Source organism: Mycobacterium sp. IDUB_37 (genome assembly GCF_055419245.1).
Genome location: NZ_JBVAXG010000001.1, coordinates 1,310,369 through 1,327,994, shown reverse-complemented (window position 1 = coordinate 1,327,994; position 17,626 = coordinate 1,310,369). Strand labels below are relative to the sequence as shown.

Annotated in this window: 16 protein-coding genes; 5 read left to right on the top strand and 11 right to left on the bottom strand. The window is 66.3% G+C overall.

Going from position 1 to position 17,626, the window contains the following annotated elements:
* Window positions 1-334: 334 nt before the first annotated feature.
* The 3 genes from mnmA to ACZY1I_RS06250 form a co-directional block, all read right to left on the bottom strand.
* Window positions 335-1,408, bottom strand: coding sequence for a tRNA 2-thiouridine(34) synthase MnmA (gene mnmA / locus ACZY1I_RS06260; protein WP_463753372.1), 1,074 nt, complete (start codon window positions 1,406-1,408; stop codon window positions 335-337).
* Window positions 1,408-2,586 (bottom strand): cysteine desulfurase family protein, encoded by a 1,179-nt coding sequence (locus ACZY1I_RS06255; RefSeq protein WP_463753371.1) that lies wholly within the window; start codon window positions 2,584-2,586, stop codon window positions 1,408-1,410. The genes mnmA and ACZY1I_RS06255 overlap by 1 nt, the downstream gene beginning before the upstream one ends.
* 76 nt (window positions 2,587-2,662) lie before the next feature.
* Window positions 2,663-4,117: a PE-PPE domain-containing protein gene (locus ACZY1I_RS06250; protein ID WP_463753370.1), complete on the bottom strand. Its 1,455-nt coding sequence runs from the start codon at window positions 4,115-4,117 to the stop codon at window positions 2,663-2,665.
* A gap of 119 nt (window positions 4,118-4,236) precedes the next feature.
* On the opposite strand from ACZY1I_RS06250, the gene ACZY1I_RS06245 reads away from it, so the two are divergent.
* Window positions 4,237-5,730: a cryptochrome/photolyase family protein gene (locus tag ACZY1I_RS06245; RefSeq protein WP_463753369.1), complete on the top strand. Its 1,494-nt coding sequence runs from the start codon at window positions 4,237-4,239 to the stop codon at window positions 5,728-5,730.
* Here the strand turns inward: ACZY1I_RS06245 and ACZY1I_RS06240 are convergent.
* The 6 genes from ACZY1I_RS06240 to ACZY1I_RS06215 form a co-directional block, all read right to left on the bottom strand.
* Window positions 5,727-6,113, bottom strand: a complete 387-nt coding sequence (locus ACZY1I_RS06240; protein WP_463753368.1) for an SRPBCC family protein — start codon at window positions 6,111-6,113, stop codon at window positions 5,727-5,729. The two genes, ACZY1I_RS06245 and ACZY1I_RS06240, sit on opposite strands and share 4 nt — an antisense overlap.
* Window positions 6,114-6,138: 25 nt before the next feature.
* Window positions 6,139-6,639 (bottom strand): DUF427 domain-containing protein, encoded by a 501-nt coding sequence (locus tag ACZY1I_RS06235; RefSeq protein WP_463753540.1) that lies wholly within the window; start codon window positions 6,637-6,639, stop codon window positions 6,139-6,141.
* A gap of 82 nt (window positions 6,640-6,721) precedes the next feature.
* Window positions 6,722-7,567, bottom strand: coding sequence for a lysophospholipid acyltransferase family protein (locus ACZY1I_RS06230; RefSeq protein WP_463753367.1), 846 nt, complete (start codon window positions 7,565-7,567; stop codon window positions 6,722-6,724).
* Window positions 7,567-8,424 (bottom strand): GNAT family N-acetyltransferase, encoded by an 858-nt coding sequence (locus tag ACZY1I_RS06225; RefSeq protein ID WP_463753366.1) that lies wholly within the window; start codon window positions 8,422-8,424, stop codon window positions 7,567-7,569. Before ACZY1I_RS06225 ends, ACZY1I_RS06230 begins: the two co-directional genes overlap by 1 nt.
* A 233-nt stretch (window positions 8,425-8,657) precedes the next feature.
* Window positions 8,658-9,614, bottom strand: a complete 957-nt coding sequence (locus ACZY1I_RS06220; protein WP_463753365.1) for an electron transfer flavoprotein subunit alpha/FixB family protein — start codon at window positions 9,612-9,614, stop codon at window positions 8,658-8,660.
* 37 nt (window positions 9,615-9,651) lie between these two features.
* On the bottom strand, window positions 9,652-10,443 hold the full coding sequence (locus ACZY1I_RS06215) for an electron transfer flavoprotein subunit beta/FixA family protein (protein WP_463753364.1): 792 nt from the start codon (window positions 10,441-10,443) through the stop codon (window positions 9,652-9,654).
* A 263-nt stretch (window positions 10,444-10,706) separates the two neighbouring features.
* On the opposite strand from ACZY1I_RS06215, the gene ACZY1I_RS06210 reads away from it, so the two are divergent.
* The 3 genes from ACZY1I_RS06210 (at window position 10,707) to ACZY1I_RS06200 (ending at window position 14,492) form a co-directional block, all read left to right on the top strand.
* Window positions 10,707-11,540: a class I SAM-dependent methyltransferase gene (locus tag ACZY1I_RS06210; RefSeq protein WP_463753363.1), complete on the top strand. Its 834-nt coding sequence runs from the start codon at window positions 10,707-10,709 to the stop codon at window positions 11,538-11,540.
* Between the two features lie 50 nt (window positions 11,541-11,590).
* Entirely contained in the window at window positions 11,591-13,141 is a 1,551-nt protein-coding gene (locus ACZY1I_RS06205) for a 1,4-alpha-glucan branching protein domain-containing protein (protein WP_463753539.1), read from the top strand.
* Between the two features lie 94 nt (window positions 13,142-13,235).
* The gene (locus ACZY1I_RS06200) at window positions 13,236-14,492 is read left to right on the top strand and encodes a glycosyltransferase family 4 protein (RefSeq protein WP_463753362.1); all 1,257 of its coding nucleotides are present in this window, start codon (window positions 13,236-13,238) and stop codon (window positions 14,490-14,492) included.
* On the opposite strand, the gene ACZY1I_RS06195 is transcribed toward ACZY1I_RS06200, so the two are convergent.
* Window positions 14,489-15,475: an SDR family NAD(P)-dependent oxidoreductase gene (locus ACZY1I_RS06195; protein WP_463753361.1), complete on the bottom strand. Its 987-nt coding sequence runs from the start codon at window positions 15,473-15,475 to the stop codon at window positions 14,489-14,491. The genes ACZY1I_RS06200 and ACZY1I_RS06195 overlap by 4 nt on opposite strands.
* 62 nt (window positions 15,476-15,537) lie before the next feature.
* Between ACZY1I_RS06195 and ACZY1I_RS06190 the strand changes: the two genes are divergently transcribed.
* Complete coding sequence (locus ACZY1I_RS06190; protein WP_463753360.1) at window positions 15,538-16,881, top strand: TIGR01777 family oxidoreductase; 1,344 nt, start codon at window positions 15,538-15,540, stop codon at window positions 16,879-16,881.
* Between the two features lie 8 nt (window positions 16,882-16,889).
* Here the strand turns inward: ACZY1I_RS06190 and ACZY1I_RS06185 are convergent, their stop codons facing one another.
* Window positions 16,890-17,570 (bottom strand): phosphodiesterase, encoded by a 681-nt coding sequence (locus ACZY1I_RS06185; protein ID WP_463753359.1) that lies wholly within the window; start codon window positions 17,568-17,570, stop codon window positions 16,890-16,892.
* Window positions 17,571-17,626: the final 56 nt, after the last annotated feature.

Sequence of the window (17,626 nt, the reverse complement as noted above, 5' to 3'; positions counted from 1 at the left end):
TAGTCACAGTTCCCGAACCGTGATCGTTCGCGGCAGACGTTAGCTGGGCCTAACCCTCAAAACAAGGGATTTGCTGACAATTTTTTTCGCTGGACAGTCGTTTGTTCGCACACCTATCGATAGCGAAATTGGCACACATTAGTGATCCGAATTACGATTTACACACACGGCTCACTAGGTTGGCATCAGGGAACTAATGCTCCGTCCACCGCAGCAACGTTCGACTCAGCAACCGCGCCCACAACTCGCCAGCGGGTCAGCACTGTCAAACGATTTAAAACACAGGTCGATGGGGTGCCGACGCGCCGACTACCGGCGCGCGACCGCCGAACCGCTAGGCAGTACCGGCGATAGTGGCGCTACCCAGCACCTCGTCGCCGTCAGCATCCGGGCGGTACAGCACCAGCGTCTGGCCGCGGGCCACCCCGCGCAGCGGCGCACGCAGTTGCACGCGTAGCTCGTCGCCCACCAATTCCGCCACGGAACTGGTTATATCGCCGTGCGCCCGCACCTGGACTTCACATTCGATCGGACCGGACGGCGCCGTGCCGGCGGTGAAGATCGGTTGCCGGCCGGTCAGCGCGTGAACGTCGAGGTCGGACAAACTGCCGACGTGCACAGTCGCGCTGTCGGCGTCGATCGCCGTCACGTAGCGTGGTCGGCCATCCGGTCCCGGGCCTGCGATACCCAGGCCCTTGCGCTGCCCGATGGTGAAGCCGTGCACGCCTTCATGTTCGGCCAGCACCGAGCCGTCCTGGTCGACCACGCTCCCCCGCCGTACGCCGATGCGCTCACCCAGAAATGCCTGGGTGTTGCCGGACGGGATGAAGCAGATGTCGTGACTGTCCGGCTTGTCGGCGACCGCCAGCCCGCGCCGCGCGGCCTCGGCCCGGATTTCCGGCTTCGGGGTGTCGCCGATCGGAAAGGCGGCATGGCGCAGTTGCTTTGCGCTCAACACCGCCAACACGTACGACTGATCCTTGTCCCGGTCCACGGCGCGGCGCAGCCGTCCATCCGAGAGCCGCGCATAGTGCCCGGTGACGACGGTGTCGAAGCCCAACGCCAGCGCGCGCGCCGAAAGAGCCGAGAACTTGATCTCCTGGTTGCAGCGAACGCAGGGATTGGGGGTTTCACCACGCTCATACGAAGACACGAAGTCGTCGATCACATCTTCGGCGAACTTGTCCGCGAAATCCCACACGTAGAAAGGAATTCCGAGCACGTCAGCGACCCGGCGCGCATCGGAAGCGTCTTCTTTGGAGCAGCATCCGCGCGAGCCGGTGCGCAACGTGCCAGGTGCGCGAGACAACGCAAGGTGCACGCCGACCACGTCGTGTCCGGCATCGACCATTCGCGCGGCGGCGACAGACGAGTCGACGCCACCACTCATCGCGGCCAGAACCTTCACTACGACAACCCCGCAGCAGCCAGGGCGGCACGCCGCGCCCGGGCCACAGCCCCGGGCAGCACCTGCAGTACCGCATCGACATCAGCATCAACGCTGTTGTGCCCCAACGACAACCGCAACGAGCCGCGAGCGCTGGCCGGATCGGCACCCATCGCGATCAGCACGTGCGACGGCTGAGCGATACCCGCGGTGCACGCCGAACCGGTCGAACATTCAATTCCGTTGGCGTCCAACAACATCAGCAATGAGTCGCCTTCACAGCCCCGGAAGGTGAAGTGTGCGTTGCCCGGTAGCCGCAGCGGATCAGGGGCACCGTTGAGACGCACGTCGTCAATCTCGGTGAGCACACCCTCGACCAGGCGGTCACGCAGCACCCGCAACCGGGCACTATCGGCCTCGATGCCATCGACCGCGATCTGAGCAGCAGTCGCCATACCGACGGCACCGGCGACATCTGGTGTGCCGGAACGGATATCGCGCTCCTGGCCGCCGCCGTGCAACAGCGGCACACAGGTGACGTCGCGGCGCAGCAGCAGCGCGCCCACACCCGGCGGGCCACCGAACTTATGCGCGGCCACACTCATCGCCGACAAACCACTGGCCGCGAAACCAACGGGCACCTGGCCCACCGCCTGAATGGCATCGCTGTGCATGGGTACGCCGAACTCAGCCGCTACCGAAGCCAATTCGCTGACCGGCATGATGGTGCCGACCTCGTTGTTGGCCCACATCACCGACACCAGCGCCACGTCGTCATGGGTTTCCAGCACCTCGCGCAGTGCGGTCGCCGACACCGAACCGTCGGCAGCGGTGGGCAGCCACGTCACCTCGGCACCCTCGTGTTCGACGAGCCAGGTCACCGTGTCCAGCACGGCGTGGTGTTCAACCTCGGTGGTGACGATCCGCCGACGGCTCGGGTCGGCGTCACGGCGTGCCCAGTAGATGCCCTTGACGGCCAGGTTGTCGCTTTCGGTGCCGCCGGCGGTGAAGATGATTTCCGAGGGTCGCGCGTCCAATTTGGCGGCGATCAACTCGCGGGACTCCTCGATCCTGCGGCGTGCGGTACGACCGGAGGTGTGCAGCGAGGACGCATTGCCCACGGTGCCCAGCACAGCCGTCATCGCCTCGATGGCAGCGGGGTGCATCGGGGTGGTGGCAGCGTGATCGAGGTAGACCATGACTCGTGCCACGATACCGGGCCATATCGGTGACTCAGAACTCCTGAGCAGGCCGGACAGGCGCTGGACGGGGCCGCTAGGGGGCGACCGTCGAGACCGCCGCCACGCTGGCGACCCCAGGATAGGTCGCCGAGTACGCCGACGCGGGCAGAAGACCCAGGGTGACCAGCGCGTTGTTGACGCCCTGCTGGGTTCCGGTCGCCAACAGCCCGGCGACGCTGAACGGGTTGAAGTTCGGGTTCGGCGACGTCGGATAGCTGGGCGGATAGATCCCCACCTCGTTCAGTTCCGGCCGCAGATAGTTCAACAGGTCCTCGACCGGGCTGAAGCCGGGCACCAGTTGCGCGGGTGTGGGCACGTCGGCGTACCCGTTCGGGTTGTAGCCCAGGTCGACGAGCACCCGCAGATTCGGTTGCAGCAGTTCGGCCAGCGGGTTGCCCAGAACGGGAATGGCGCGCAGCGGCTGCAGCAGGGGCAGATTCTGGGTCGGGAACATGTAGTACCGGGTGACGCCGCCATTCTCGTAGTAGCCCGGTGACGTGCCCAGTTGAACCGCGTTCTGCACCTGCTCGGGCGTGAGCGAGGTGTAGTACGGGTGCACGTACACGTTCCCGAGGACAGCATTGAGGGTCGAGAAGACGTTGAGCGGGTACTGCGGGAAATTCGCGACGTTGTCGTACTGGCCGGTGTAGATGTAGGTCGGATACGGGGTGTCCGGCGGAGTGGGGCCGAAGGACGACATGCCAAGCAACGAGCCCAGGATCGGAATGTTGAAGGGCAGCCTGGTGGACATGCCGCCGTTGGGATTGTCCGGATTGCCGATCAACATGAAGGTCAGGTCGTCGGGGCTCGGCCGCATGCTGGCCGGCAGCGCCGCGAGCGCCCGCATCTCCGCCGAAGCGATACTGGCGCTCTGCGAGTAGCCGAATATCAGGTTCTTGGTGCCGGGCGGCAGCCCCATGATCGCGTTGTTCAGGATCAGCTGGCCTTGAATCAATGACTGGTCGTAGCTGATGGCGCTCAGGAAGGGTATGCCGCCCTCCGGCGTGTACAGGCCGAATGCGCTGAGTCCCGCGTAGGCCGGGTTGGCCTGTACAAACGGGGTGATGAAGGCGTTGTTGATGGCCGCGACGAAGGCGGGTGCGGGTTGCGGGTTGCCCGTTCCGCCCATGATGAACGCGGTGCCTGCGGCGGTAGCGCCGACGCCGGGCTCAATCACCTGGTCGAGCGCTTGCCGGAGCAGGTTCGCACCGACCGCCTCGGCACGGGCGTAGGCAGATGCCCCGGTGTCCACGGCCCGCACGAAGGTGTCGTGAAATGCCGCCGCCTGCACGCTGACCTGCCGATACGCATCCGCATGGCCACCGAAGATCGCCGCGATCTGCTCCGACACTTCGTCGGCGGCCGCGGGCACCAGCTCCGTCGTCGCACCCGCCGCCGCTGCTCCCGCGGAGTTGAGCGCCGAACCGATGCCCGCCAGTTGCCGCGCTGCCGTCGCTATCAGTTCCGGCGCCGCTATCGCGAACGACATCCGCACTCCTCCCCACGTTGCTGGCCTACATCCTGGCCAATCATTCACCGGACGACCGGGAAACGGCGAAAGTGGCGGCGGCGCAACACGTGCGTGTTTGGCGCCGATTCAATTGGTGAATGGCTACCCCGACCATGACTACCGACCGCCGCTGGTGCTTCGCCGACCAACTCGGCCCGCACTTCCTGGACGAACCCGATCAGCCGGTGCTGCTGATCGAGTCTCGCGCGGTATTCGGACGGCGCCGATACCACCGCCGCAAGGCGCACCTGGTGCTGTCCGCGTTGCGGCACCGGGCCGCCGAACTCGGCGAGCAGGCAGTGTTTCTGCAGACCGACAGCTACGCCGAAGCGCTCGACCAAGTCAAAGGGCCGATCAGCGTGTGCCAGCCGACCACCTGGGCGGCCGACCAATTCGTGCGATCGCTGCCTTCGGTCGAAGTCCTGCCGGCGCGCGGATTCTGCACCAGCCGAGAGCAATTCGACGAGTGGACAAAACAGCATCGCACGCTGCTGCTGGAGAATTTCTACCGAAGCGCCCGCCGCCGCTTCGACTTATTGATGGACGGCGACGAACCCGTCAAGGGCCGTTGGAATTTCGATGCCGACAATCGAGAGCCCGCCCCGAAAAATGAAACAACACTTGGTGTTCCAGAGCCGTGGCGGCCGGAAGAGGACGAGATCGACGAGCAGGTTCGCGACGACCTGGACCGCTGGGAACGCGACGGCACCGTGTCGTTTGTCGGCCGCGACGGCCCGCGCGAATTCGCCGTAACCGCAACCGAAGCGCAGCAGGCCCTCGACGTTTTCATTCGGGATCGGTTGCCGCACTTCGGCCCTCACGAAGATGCCATGCTCACCGAAGACCGCTTTATGGCCCACAGCCTGTTGTCGCCGACGATGAATCTTGGCTTGCTGGATCCACTGGAATGCGCCTATGCCGCTGAGGACGCCTACCGCCGCGGAGATGCCCCGCTCGGCAGCGTAGAAGGCTATATCAGGCAGCTGATCGGGTGGCGCGACTACATCTGGCACGTCTACTGGCATTTCGGCCGAAACTACCGGCGCCGCAACGCATTAGCAGCGCGCGCCGAACTGCCGGACTGGTTTGCCGACCTGGACGCCGACGCGGTGCAAGCGCACTGCCTCAAAGATGTGCTGGCGCAGGTGCGCGATCACGGCTGGGTTCACCACATCCCGCGATTGATGGTGCTGTCCAACTACGCCTTGCAACGCGGTTGGCATCCCGGCGCCGTCACCGACTGGTTTCACAATTGCTTCGTCGACGGCTACGAGTGGGTAATGGTGGCCAACGTGGTGGGGATGTCCCAGCACGCCGACGGCGGACTGATGGCGACCAAGCCGTACGCGTCCGGCGGGGCCTACATCAACCGGATGAGCGATTATTGCGGTCAATGCCGGTATCGGCCCAGCAAGCGGGTCGGCGAAGATGCCTGCCCGTTCACTGGCGGCTACTGGTGGTTCCTATCCCGCAATGCCGAGCAGTTGGCCGGCAACCACAGGATGGCCCAACCGCTGGCGGGCATGAAGCGCCTCAAGGATCTCGACGAAGTAGTCGCCCAACAACGCCGCCTCGGCGGACAGCCTCCTTAATCCGCCGCAGACGCCGCGAGCGCCATTTTTTCTATGCGGCGCAATGCAATTGAGCACACCGCCAGATACGCGGGAGCCCACCACGGGACACCGAAGGTGACTCGGGCGCCCGCGGCCACCGGGTCGACGCGGTGCCAGGTCGCGGGAACACCTGCGACCTTCCAGGCCCAGTAGTGGCCGGCCTCGAAATCCGTGACGACAAAAGGCAGCGCCACCAACAGTGACGTGTGGACAACGCCCGTCGCGCAAGAACTCAACTGATCAAAGGGCGGATCGAGCTCGGCGCGGCTGATGGATGGTCCCCATCGTGGCCAAGCATCCAGGTCTACCAGCAGTTTCCAGACCACCTCGGACGGCGCATTGATGTCGCGATGCACGTTCACCCACACAGAGTTGCCCGATCAGGGGCTACCAACCCATAGATCCCGGAATTCCCTTGAACGGTCCGACAATCCAGCTGGTTATCCAGCCGCCGTAGAAACCGCCGGGCTGCGCAACGACGTCTTCCCCATTGACTGTGCAGCGATCGACCTGGGCGGCCATCACCGCAATCGCATCCACGATCGGCGCGAAGGCGGTCGACGGCCGCTCATAGGTCCAGGCGGCGCGCGGCGCCGTGCGGCCCGCGACCACCAGGTCGAGGTAGCTCGCCTGCCCCTTCCATTCGCACCACGACGCACCGCGGGTGGGTTGCAGCACGTCAGCCTCGAACGCCTCGCGGGGCAGGTAGTACGACGGCGGGTGACTGGTCTCCAGCACCCGCCACCCGCGGGTCGCGGAGGCGATCAGCTGACCACCGAATTCGATGGTGATCGAACCGGCGAATTCTTCCAACCGCGGCGGGCGCGGATAGTCCCACACCGATTCCTGTCCCGGACCAGGAACATCGGGTTTCGGCCAGCGAGTCACTGCCATCACCTCCTCCGCTGATGCATGTACCCCGATTCTCTCGCCGACGCGCCGACGGTGGCCAAAACATTTGGCGGACCGGCTAAGCAACCAGGGCGTGCCCGCGGCCCGCGCGGCCCACAGTCTCCGGCGCACCCAGAACGGCAGATTGGCAGCGCACAGCCAAGGCACGACGACTGGCGCCGGGCAGCTCGAGCGACTCGACACGCACACACGCCACCGTGCGCCGCACACTGATGATGCGCAGGAACGACTTCGCCAGGGTGTCCTCACCAACGAAGGCCGGCGTCGTCGATACGGAGCCGTCGACGTCGCGATATGTCAATCGCAGCGGCTGAACCGGGCGGCCCGCATCGATCGCCGCTTGAAACATCGCCGGATAGAACTTGCCCGAGGCCACACCGCACCAGGTGGTGCCCTCCGGAAAAGCCACTACCGTCTGTCCCGCACGCAGTCGTCGTGCCATGGCGTCCACCACACCGGGCAGCAAGCGCAGGCTGGTCCGCTCGATCGGGATGATCCGCAAGATGCGGGCCACGATCCCCGTCGCCGGGCCGGTGAACATATCGGCACGCGCGACGAACGACCCCGGCATCACCGCCCCGATCACGAAGACGTCCAGCCAGGACACGTGGCTGCTCACCACCAGAACGCCACGCAGATTGCGGATTGGGCTGCCGGACTTCGCGATTCGCACCCCGAAGCAGCGTAGCGCAAACCGGCAGTACACACGTTGGATGTGCGTGCGCCCGGGCACCGGCATCCCGAGCAGCGGCAAACCGGGTGCAACCAGCAGTGCCAGCGTCACGCGAAGTGCCACCCGCAATCTCGTTCTCAGCGACGGCTTCGCATCCGAGCCACCCGTCCCGACACAGCTTTCATCGCACGACGCGCGCGGCAACCAGGCGTGCCCTGCTGAGGGATTCATCAAGCCGCTCCGCCCTGCACCGAGCCCATCTCCGCCGCCGCCGACACCGACCGCAGCCGCTTGAGATAGCGGGTGTCGGCGTCCCGCTTGCTCAGCAGCACACAGAAGTCGCCGACACCGAAGTCCGGATCGTGGGCAGGTTCGCCGCAGGCCCGCGCACCCAGTCGCAGATAGCCGCGCATCAGGGCCGGGACCGTGGGCCGCCCCGGTGGCGCGATGTCGTCGAGCCCTCTGCCATCGATGTGCACCGGCCGATAGGGGCGCACCCGATATTGCGCCGCGTGGCGTTTCAGCACGAAGTCGCGGACACCGCGGATCTGCGTGCCGGGTGCGTCACCATCGGTCTCGACGGGCACCGACACGCAGCCGGTGACGTGGTCGTAGTCGAACCGGTCCAGGTAGGCCAGGATGCCGGCCCACATCAGTAGCACCACGCCACCGTTGCGGTGGCCGTCGCGCACTACGGCGCGACCCATCTCGACCAGGGACGGCCGCAGCGGGTCGAAGGCCCGCACGTCGAATTCCGTTGCGGTGTAGAGGCCTCCGGCGGCAATCGCACCGGCCGGCGGCAGCATCCGGTAACAACCCACCAGCTCGCCGGTGTCATCGTCGCGAACCAGCAGGTGATCGCAGAATTCGTCGAACCGGTCGGCGTCACGGCCATCGTGGGTGTCCGGCAGGCTGAACCCGGGCGTGGTGCTGAACACGTCGTAACGCAGCCGCTGGGCGGCTTCGATCAGGCTGGGGTCGGTGGACAGCAACAGGGAGTAATGCGGTCCGTCCGAGGATCCCGAAACAGCAGGAGTCGCCGGACCACGGGGCTTGTCGCTGGGTATGAGGACTGATGCGATGCTCATGGGAACCAACGTGGCCTAGCCGGTCTGCCAAACGGCATCCGCGCCATGACATGTCGGTGCACGCAAGATGACGAAATACCTTGCGTTGCCTGTGATTTCGGCCCAACAACGGGACGCGACAGGTGGAAGCTTTCAGTATTGCGCACCAAGGTTGCGCCGGTGCGAACAGGCAGAAAAAACGCCGCCCCGCAGGAATGAACCTGCGGGGCGGCGGCTGTTGCTCAGCTCACACGTCAGCCCTTGCGCGACTTGACGCCTGCGGTCAGCTGCGGAGCGACCTTGAACAGGTCACCCACGATGCCGTAGTCGGCGATCTCGAAGATCGGCGCTTCCTCGTCCTTGTTCACCGCGACGATGGTCTTCGAGGTCTGCATCCCGGCACGGTGCTGGATTGCGCCGGAGATACCCAACGCGATGTACAGCTGCGGCGAGACCGTCTTGCCGGTCTGACCCACCTGGAACTGGCCCGGGTAGTAGCCGGAGTCGACCGCGGCACGCGATGCGCCCACAGCCGCGCCGAACGAGTCGGCCAGTTCCTCGACCACGCTGAACTTCTCCGCGCTGCCGACGCCACGTCCACCGGCCACGACGATGCTGGCTTCGGTCAGCTCCGGGCGGTCACCGCCAACCACCGGCTCACGCGAGGTGATCTTGGTCGCGTTGTCGGCCGGAGCCGGAACGTCCACGTTGATCTGCTCGCCGGCACCATCGGCCGGTTCCGCCTCGACCGCGCCGGCGCGCACCGAGATCACCGGGGTGTCACCGTTGGCCTGCGCGTCGACGGTGAACGCGCCACCGAAGATGCTGTGCACACCGATCCCACCCTCTTTGACCTCAACCACGTCGACCAGCAGGCCGGAGCCGATCCGGGCGGCAAGCCGTCCCGCGATCTCCTTGCCGTCCGCAGTGGCAGCAACCAGGACGGCCGCCGGCGCGTTGGACTCGGCCAGCGCTGCCAGCACGTCGACGAAGGGGGTGATCAGGTAATTGCTCACGTCGTCGGACTCGGCGACGTAGATCTTGGCGGCACCGGCCGCCTTCAGCCCGTCCACCAGCGGCGCGGCCGTGCCCGGCGCACCGATGACGACGGCGGCGGGCTCGCCCAGCGCGCGGGCGGCGGTGATCAACTCGGCGCTGACCTTCTTCAGCGCACCATCAGCGTGCTCAGCGAGCACCAATACTTCAGCCATGGGTTGTTGCTCTTCTCGTCTCTGGGGTGAACGCCGGTCAGATGATCTTCTGGGAAACCAAGTACTTGACGATGTCGTTGCCGCCCTCGCCCTCGTCGGTGACCTTCTCACCCGCAGTCTTGGGGGGCTTCGGTGTCGAGGACTTGACCGTCGATCCGGCGTTGGCCAGTCCGACCTCGTCGCCTTCGACGCCGATGTCAGCCAGCGTCAAGACGCTGACCTCCTTCTTCTTGGCGGCCATGATGCCCTTGAAGGAGGGGAAGCGTGGCTCGTTGATCTTCTCGTTGACGCTGACCACGGCGGGCAGCGAAGCCTCGAGCCCGAACACACCGTCGTCGGTCTCGCGCTCGGCGGTCACCTTGCCGCCTTCGACGGCCAACTTGCGCACGTGGGTGAGCTGGGGCAGGCCCAGGTACTCGGCGATGATGGCCGGTACCGCACCGCCGCTGCCGTCGGTCGCCTCGTTGCCGGCGATCACCAGTTCGACACCCTCGATGGCACCCAGAGCCCGGGCCAGCGCCCATCCGGTCTGGATGACATCGGAGCCCTTGAGCCCGTCGTCCTTGAGGTGCACAGCCTTGTCGGCGCCCATGGACAGGGCCTTGCGAATCGCCTCGGTGGCGCGCTCGGGGCCGGCGGTCAGCACGGTCACCGATCCATCGCCGCCCTCGCGCTCGCGGATCTGCAGCGCCTCTTCTACGGCACGTTCATTGATCTCGTCCAGGACCGCGTCGGCGGCCTCGCGGTCGAGCGTCCAGTCGCCGTCGGATAGCTTGCGCTCCGACCAGGTGTCTGGGACCTGCTTGATCAGAACCACGATGTTCGTCATGGGTGGGGTTCGTCCTCCTCGAAGGAGTCCCGCAGCGGTCGACTGCAGGACCTAGGTCACGCGTACGGCAACCGCAAGCGCATGTTACTTAAGGGTAACTTTGTGCGGTCTGCTTTCACACCATAGCGGGTGTGAGTTGCCCGACTTTCCGCTGCTCCCTGGTCCGTTAGCGCAGGCGGTTCGCTGGCGGGCGCGGGCATTCCGGCGCCGTGATCCGCTCTCCGGTTCGCGAATCGGATGCCAGGCGTTAGCCTGCCTTAGCAATGAGCGCAATAGTCCCTGACGGACCACAACAGATCTCCGCCGAGCACGCCGCCGGCGGCGCGGACTGGTCGGCGGACTCCGTGTTGACCCTGACCGGCGAACGCACCATTCCCGATCTGGACATCGAGAACTACTGGTTCCGCCGCCACGAGGTGGTCTACGAGCGTCTGGCACCGCGCTGCGCGGGCCGCGACGTCCTGGAAGCCGGCTGCGGCGAGGGCTACGGCGCGGACCTGATCGCCGGGGTGGCCCGCCAGGTGGTCGCGGTGGATTACGACGAGTCGGCAGTGACTCACGTCCGCAGTCGTTACCCCCGTGTGCAGGTTCAGCAGGCCAATCTGGCGGAGCTGCCGTTGCCGGACGCATCCGTCGACGTGGTGGCCAACTTCCAGGTCATCGAGCATTTGTGGGACCAGGGCCAGTTCATTCGGGAGTGCGCGCGGGTGCTGCGCCCGTCGGGGCTGCTGATGATCTCCACCCCCAACCGGATCACCTTCTCCCCCGGCCGCGACACCCCGATCAACCCGTTCCACACCCGCGAGCTCAATGCAGATGAGCTCACCGAACTCTTGGTGGACAACGGATTCTCCGACGTCTCGATGAGCGGCCTGTTTCATGGGCCGCGGCTGCAGCAAATGGACGCCCGCCACGGCGGATCCATCATCGACGCGCAGATCGCGCGGGCAGTGGCCGACGCGCCTTGGTCGCCCGAGCTGGTAGCAGATGTGGCGGCGGTGACCACCGGCGACTTCGACCTGGTACCGGCCGCCGGCGGTGATGTCCGCCACATTGATGACAGTTTGGATCTGGTCGCAATCGCGGTGCGGCTTTGAACGATTTCCGGGCAGATCAGGCTGACACCCCGCGCAACGGGGTGCCGGGCATGTTCACCCTGGTCCTGCACACTCACCTGCCTTGGCTGGCCCATCACGGCCGGTGGCCGGTGGGCGAGGAATGGCTATACCAGTCGTGGTCGGCCGCCTACCTGCCGTTGTTCCGGGTGCTGCGCACGCTGGCCGACGAGGGTCGCCGCGGGCTGATCACGCTCGGCATGACGCCGGTGGTCAACGCTCAGCTCGACGACCCGTACTGCCTGGAAGGCATGTATCACTGGCTGGCGAATTGGCGGCTGCGCGCTTTCGAAGCAACTACTGTCCGCACTGCCGCGGGTTCGAAGTCGGCCGACTATCTGTCCTGCACACCCGAAGCGCTGCGAACCTTCGGTGTTCGCGAGTGCGAAGAGGCCGAAGAGGCACTCGATGACTTCGCGACGCTGTGGCGGCACGGCGGCAGCCCGCTGCTGCGTGGGCTGATCGACGCCGGCACCGTCGAGTTGCTCGGCGGCCCGCTGGCGCACCCCTTCCAGCCGCTGCTGGCCCCACGCCTGCGTGAATTCGCCCTGCGCGAAGGTCTGGCCGACGCAGGGCAGCGACTGGCATACCGCCCCACCGGCATCTGGGCGCCGGAATGCGCTTACGCCCCGGGCATGGAGAACGACTACGCCGCCGCGGCGATCAGCCACTTCATGGTCGACGGCCCATCGCTGCACGGCGACACCGCACTGGGCCGCCCGGTCGGCGCCACCGACGTCGTGGCCTTCGGCCGCGACCTGCAGGTCAGTTATCGGGTGTGGTCGCCGAAATCCGGCTACCCCGGCCACGCCGCCTACCGCGACTTCCACACCTACGACCACCTGACCGGCCTCAAGCCGGCACGGGTCACCGGCCGCAATGTCGGGTCGGAGGGCAAGGCGCCCTACGACCCGGCCCGCGCCGATCGCGCGGTGGACGTGCACGTCGCCGACTTCGTCGAGGTGGTGCGCAACCGGTTGCTGTCCGAGTTCGAGCGGATCGGCCGCCCGGCGCACGTGGTCGCCGCTTTCGACACCGAGTTGTTCGGCCACTGGTGGTACGAGGGCCCGACGTGGCTGGCACGAGTGCTGCGGGCACTGCCGGCCGCCGGTGTCCAAGTGGGCACCCTCAGCGACGCGATGTCAGCCGGATTCGTCGGCGCTCCGGTCGAATTGCCGCCCAGCTCTTGGGGTTCCGGTAAGGACTGGCAAGTCTGGAACGGCGAGAAGGTGGCCGATCTGGTCCAGCTCAACTCCGAAGTGGTCGATACCGCGCTGTCGACGGTGGATAAGGCGCTGGCTCAGACGGCGTCGCTCGATGGGCCGATCCCCCGCGATCACGTTGCCGACCAGATCCTGCGCGAGACGCTGCTGACCGTATCCAGCGACTGGCCCTTCATGGTGAGCAAGGACTCCGCCGCCGACTATGCGCGCTATCGCGCTCACCTACATGCGCACGCCACCCGGGAAATCGCCGGAACGCTGGCGGCAGGCCGGCGGGACGCCGCGCAGCGATTGGCCGAGGGCTGGAACCGGGCCGACGGGCTGTTCGGGGCGCTGGATGCCCGTAGGCTGCCCAAATGACCTGTTCCTGGCCCCGCGAGCGCGCGTGTCTGCTCGACGACACGCCGCCGGCGACGACAGTTGGCGGTCGCTCGCGGTCCGAGGGTCCGCGCGCGTGAAGATCCTGATGGTGTCGTGGGAATACCCGCCGGTGGTGATCGGCGGGCTCGGCCGGCACGTGCACCACCTGTCGACCGCGCTGGCCGCGGCCGGGCACGATGTCGTCGTCTTGTCCCGCCGTCCGACGGGTACCGACCCCAGCACCCACCCGTCGTCGGATGAGATCAGCGAGGGCGTCCGGGTTGTCGCGGCCGCACAAGACCCGCACGAGTTCACCTTCGGCACCGACATGATGGCCTGGACGCTCGCGATGGGGCACGCGATGATCCGGGCCGGCTTGTCACTGGGAACCCGTGTCCAACGACGCGGCGCCGACCGGCCCTGGCGGCCCGACGTGGTCCACGCCCATGACTGGCTGGTCGCCCACCCGGCCATCGCGCTGGCCCAATTCTATGACGTGCCAATTGTTTCCACGATTCACGCGACGGAGGCCGGTCGGCACTCGGGCTGGGTCAGCGGAGCGATCAGCCGTCAGGTGCATGCCGTCGAATCGTGGTTGGTGCGCGAATCCGATTCGCTCATCACGTGTTCGGCGTCGATGAGCGACGAGATCACCGAGTTGTTCGGCCCCGGCCTGGCCCAGACGACGGTGATCCGCAACGGAATCGACGCCGCGCGTTGGCCGTTCGCGGCTCGCTGCCTGCGCACCGGACCGGCCGAGCTGCTCTACGTCGGACGGCTGGAATACGAGAAGGGCGTGCACGATCTGATCGCCGCACTACCGCGGATCAGGCGCGCCCATCCGGGCACCACGCTGACCGTCGCCGGCGACGGCACCCAGCAGGACTTCCTCGTCGCTCAGGCCCGTAAGCACAAGGTGCTCAAGGCAACTCGGTTTGTCGGGCATCTGCACCACGACGAGCTGCTGGCCGCGCTGCACCGCGCTGACGTCGCGGTGTTGCCCAGTCACTACGAGCCGTTCGGGCTGGCCGCGCTCGAGGCGGCCGCGGCAGGCGCACCGCTGGTGACGTCGAACAGCGGCGGCTTGGGCGAAGCCGTGATCAACGGCGTCACCGGGCTTTCCTGCCCGCCCCGCGATGTGGCGGCGCTGGCGGCTGCCGTGGGTACCGCTCTGGACGATGCCGCCGCCGCACAGCGACGCGCCCGCGCGGCCAGAGAACGCCTCACCTCCGACTTCGACTGGCAAACGGTGGCCCAGCAGACCGCCCAGGTGTACCTGGCCGCCAAGCGCGGCGTACGCCAGCCGTTGCCACGGCTACCGATCGTCGAGCACGCGCTGCCGGACCGCTAACCCTCGTCGGTTTCCAGCCCGATTGCCTCGGCGCAGTAGCGCCACATCCGCTCCCGCGCCCCTTCGCTGTACCTCGTAGACAGCAGGTAGTGCTGAGGACGAGACCGCCGATCGTGCCAGAACCGCCCCGTCGGCGGTGCCGGTCTGGTTGCTGCCAGCCAGATGGCGGTGTCGGCACCCTCCTCTGCCGTGCGCAGCAACGGGCTGGTCAGCCGCCGGAAGGCAGGCAGCGATGCTGCCACTCCCGGCGTATCGGCCCAGCCAGGATGCATGGAGTACACCCTGATGCCGGGCCAGCGCCGAGCCAGAATCGGCGTGAATGCAACCTGTATTCGCTTGGTTCGCGCGTACGCGATCGCGCCGCGGTATTTGCTGTTGAGGTACTCGGGATCGTTGGCGGGCAGCGGTTGGGTGTACATCCCTCCCGACGACATCAGGATCACCCGCGGATCCGCCGAGGCGGTCAGTAGCGGAACCAATCGCTCGGTCAACAGCAACGGGCCCAGCACGTGTGTGGCCAGGGTGACTTCATGCCCGTCGGTCGTTTCGGCCCGTTCGGCGGGCAAAACACCGGCATTGTGGATGAGCACGTCCAACACCGAGATCCTGCCGGTCAGATCGGCGGCAAAATTCCGCACTGCGTCCAGGTCAGACACATCGCACACCTCCACGCGTATGTCAGGATCCGGGTTGTCCGTGGCGATCTCCTCGACGATCTCCGCACGCGCCTCCTCGCCCTTCTCGCGGTCGCGCACAGTCAACAGCACCGTCGCGCCCAACCGGGCCAGACCTGAGGCGATCGCCTTACCGAGGCCCCGATTGGCGCCGGTCACCAGCGCGGTGCGACCCCGAAGCGCATGCGGAGGTGGGTCGTCGGCCCAGCCCAGTTGCCTGAGCCGATATCCCACCGTTGTGTAGCCCGGGACGACCGCCCGGTCGAGGGCGGTATCGAATATCGCTCGAATCCCTTCGCCAACGTCCATGCAGACACTGTTCCCTAGAACCGCTGTCGCCACGCCGTCCGAAACGCCGGTAGCGTCAGGGAATGGGGATCAGTTACTCAAGTGTGATCGACGCACCGCGCGACGAGGTGTTCGAGTGGTTCAGCCGGCCGGGTGCATTCCAGCGCCTGTCGCCACCTTGGTCGCCGATGAAGTTGGTTTCGGAGGCGGACTCACTCGAGGACGGGCGCGCCACCCTGGCATTACCCGCCGGCCTGCGCTGGATCGCTCAGCATCAGGCCGAATCCTACGATCCGCCAAGACGTTTCGTCGACGATTTGAGCAGCGACGGGATCGCCTCGCTACCGCCACGCCTCGTCGGCAAGTGGCGACACGTACACGACTTCGAGGAGGTCGGGGACAGCAAGACGCGGGTGATCGACCACGTCGAGACGCCGGTACCCGCCGCATTGTTGCGCTCGATGTTCGCCTACCGGCACCGTCAGTTGTCCGACGATCTCGCCGCGCACGCTCGGGCCACCAAACACGGTTTCAGCTCGGCGACCGTTGCGGTGACGGGTTCGTCCGGGCTGGTTGGTTCCGCTTTGACGGCTTTCCTGACCACCGGTGGCCACCGGGTCATCCGACTGGTCCGCGGCACGCCGAAGGGCTCCGACGAGCGCCAGTGGAACACCGATGACCCAGACTCCGATCTGCTCGCCGGAGTGGACGCGGTCATCCATCTGGCCGGCGCATCCATCGCTGGGCGCTTCTCGGACAAGCATCGAAAAGCCATCCGCGACAGTCGCATCGGACCGACGCGGCGGCTATCCGAATTGGCCGCACGGACCGGTACTGCCGTGTTCGTCAGCGCGTCAGCGATCGGGTACTACGGATACGACCGGGGCGACGACACGCTCACCGAGGACAGTGCCCGCGGCGACGGGTTCCTCGCGGACGTGGTCGCCGACTGGGAGGACGCCACGGCACCCGCCGAACAAGGCGGGGTGCGGGTGGTGAAAGTACGCACCGGCATCGTCCAGTCCCCCGCCGGCGGCACCCTGCGACTGATGCGGCCGCTCTTCAGCGCCGGGCTGGGCGGCCGACTGGGCGACGGGCAACAGTGGTTCTCCTGGATCGGGATCGATGACCTGGTGGACATCTATCACCGCGGACTGTGGGATCCAGAGCTCTCTGGTGTGGTGAATGCCGTTGCACCGCAGGCGGTCCGCAATGCCGACTACACCAAAACACTGGCGCACGTTCTGCACCGTCCCGCGGTGCTGCCCGTCCCCGCGCTGGGCCCCCGGGTACTACTCGGCGCGCAGGGAGCCCAAGAACTCGCCCTGGCCAACCAGCACGTGCTTCCCGCCAGGCTCAACCGGGCCGGGCACCCATTCCGCCAGCCTGACCTGGAATCTGCGCTACGCCACGTGCTCGGCAAGTAGAGCCGGGGTCAATCCTCTTCTCTGCCATCGCGGCTGCGCGAGTAGGCACCAGCCCTGAGATCGGCGAGCCAGCCGGGAAACAGCTTCACCCCTGGCGCAGTATTGAGTATCGGATCGAAGGAAATGTCTCGGCCCGACGTCGGATCCATGACACGTATGAGGCGGAGTCGAGCCAGCTGCTCGAAGTCAGAACTGCCGCAGGCCTGATCGATCGCAACCTCGAGTCCGTGCTGGTCGATTCGCTTGCGCATGTCATCGAGCGAAACGCCGAAGCCGTTGATCTCACTCATGATTCGGGCCCGCAGCCACCACTTTTTGCCGCGATAGTTCAGCGGCATCAGGGTCGTCATGGTTTGTCCAGTCCACGATCGCACCGGGTGCAGCGCAACTGCTCGCGATATGACACCCGAGCCCGCTGACACCAGCAGAACGTCCCAGGAATGGTCGTGTGAGTCACCCGAGGTGACTTTGATGGCCAACCCGATGAAATCAGGCAGTCGTCCGGGAGTGCCGGCGGCCTTGGAGAATCGGGCCACAACCTGCGAAGTGGGAACCGGTAGACCGATGCCGTCCGCCGCTAAACGCTCAATCTCGCCCTCCGCGCACACGCCGAAGGGATGAAAAATTCGCTTGCCGCGCAGGGACGATGCCAACTGGAACGGTGCGGAAACAAGATTGGTGAAGCTCACCGTCGCGTGTTCCCGTTCCGCCCTGCGGCGAACGGGTCGAACGCGGGATGAAGCGA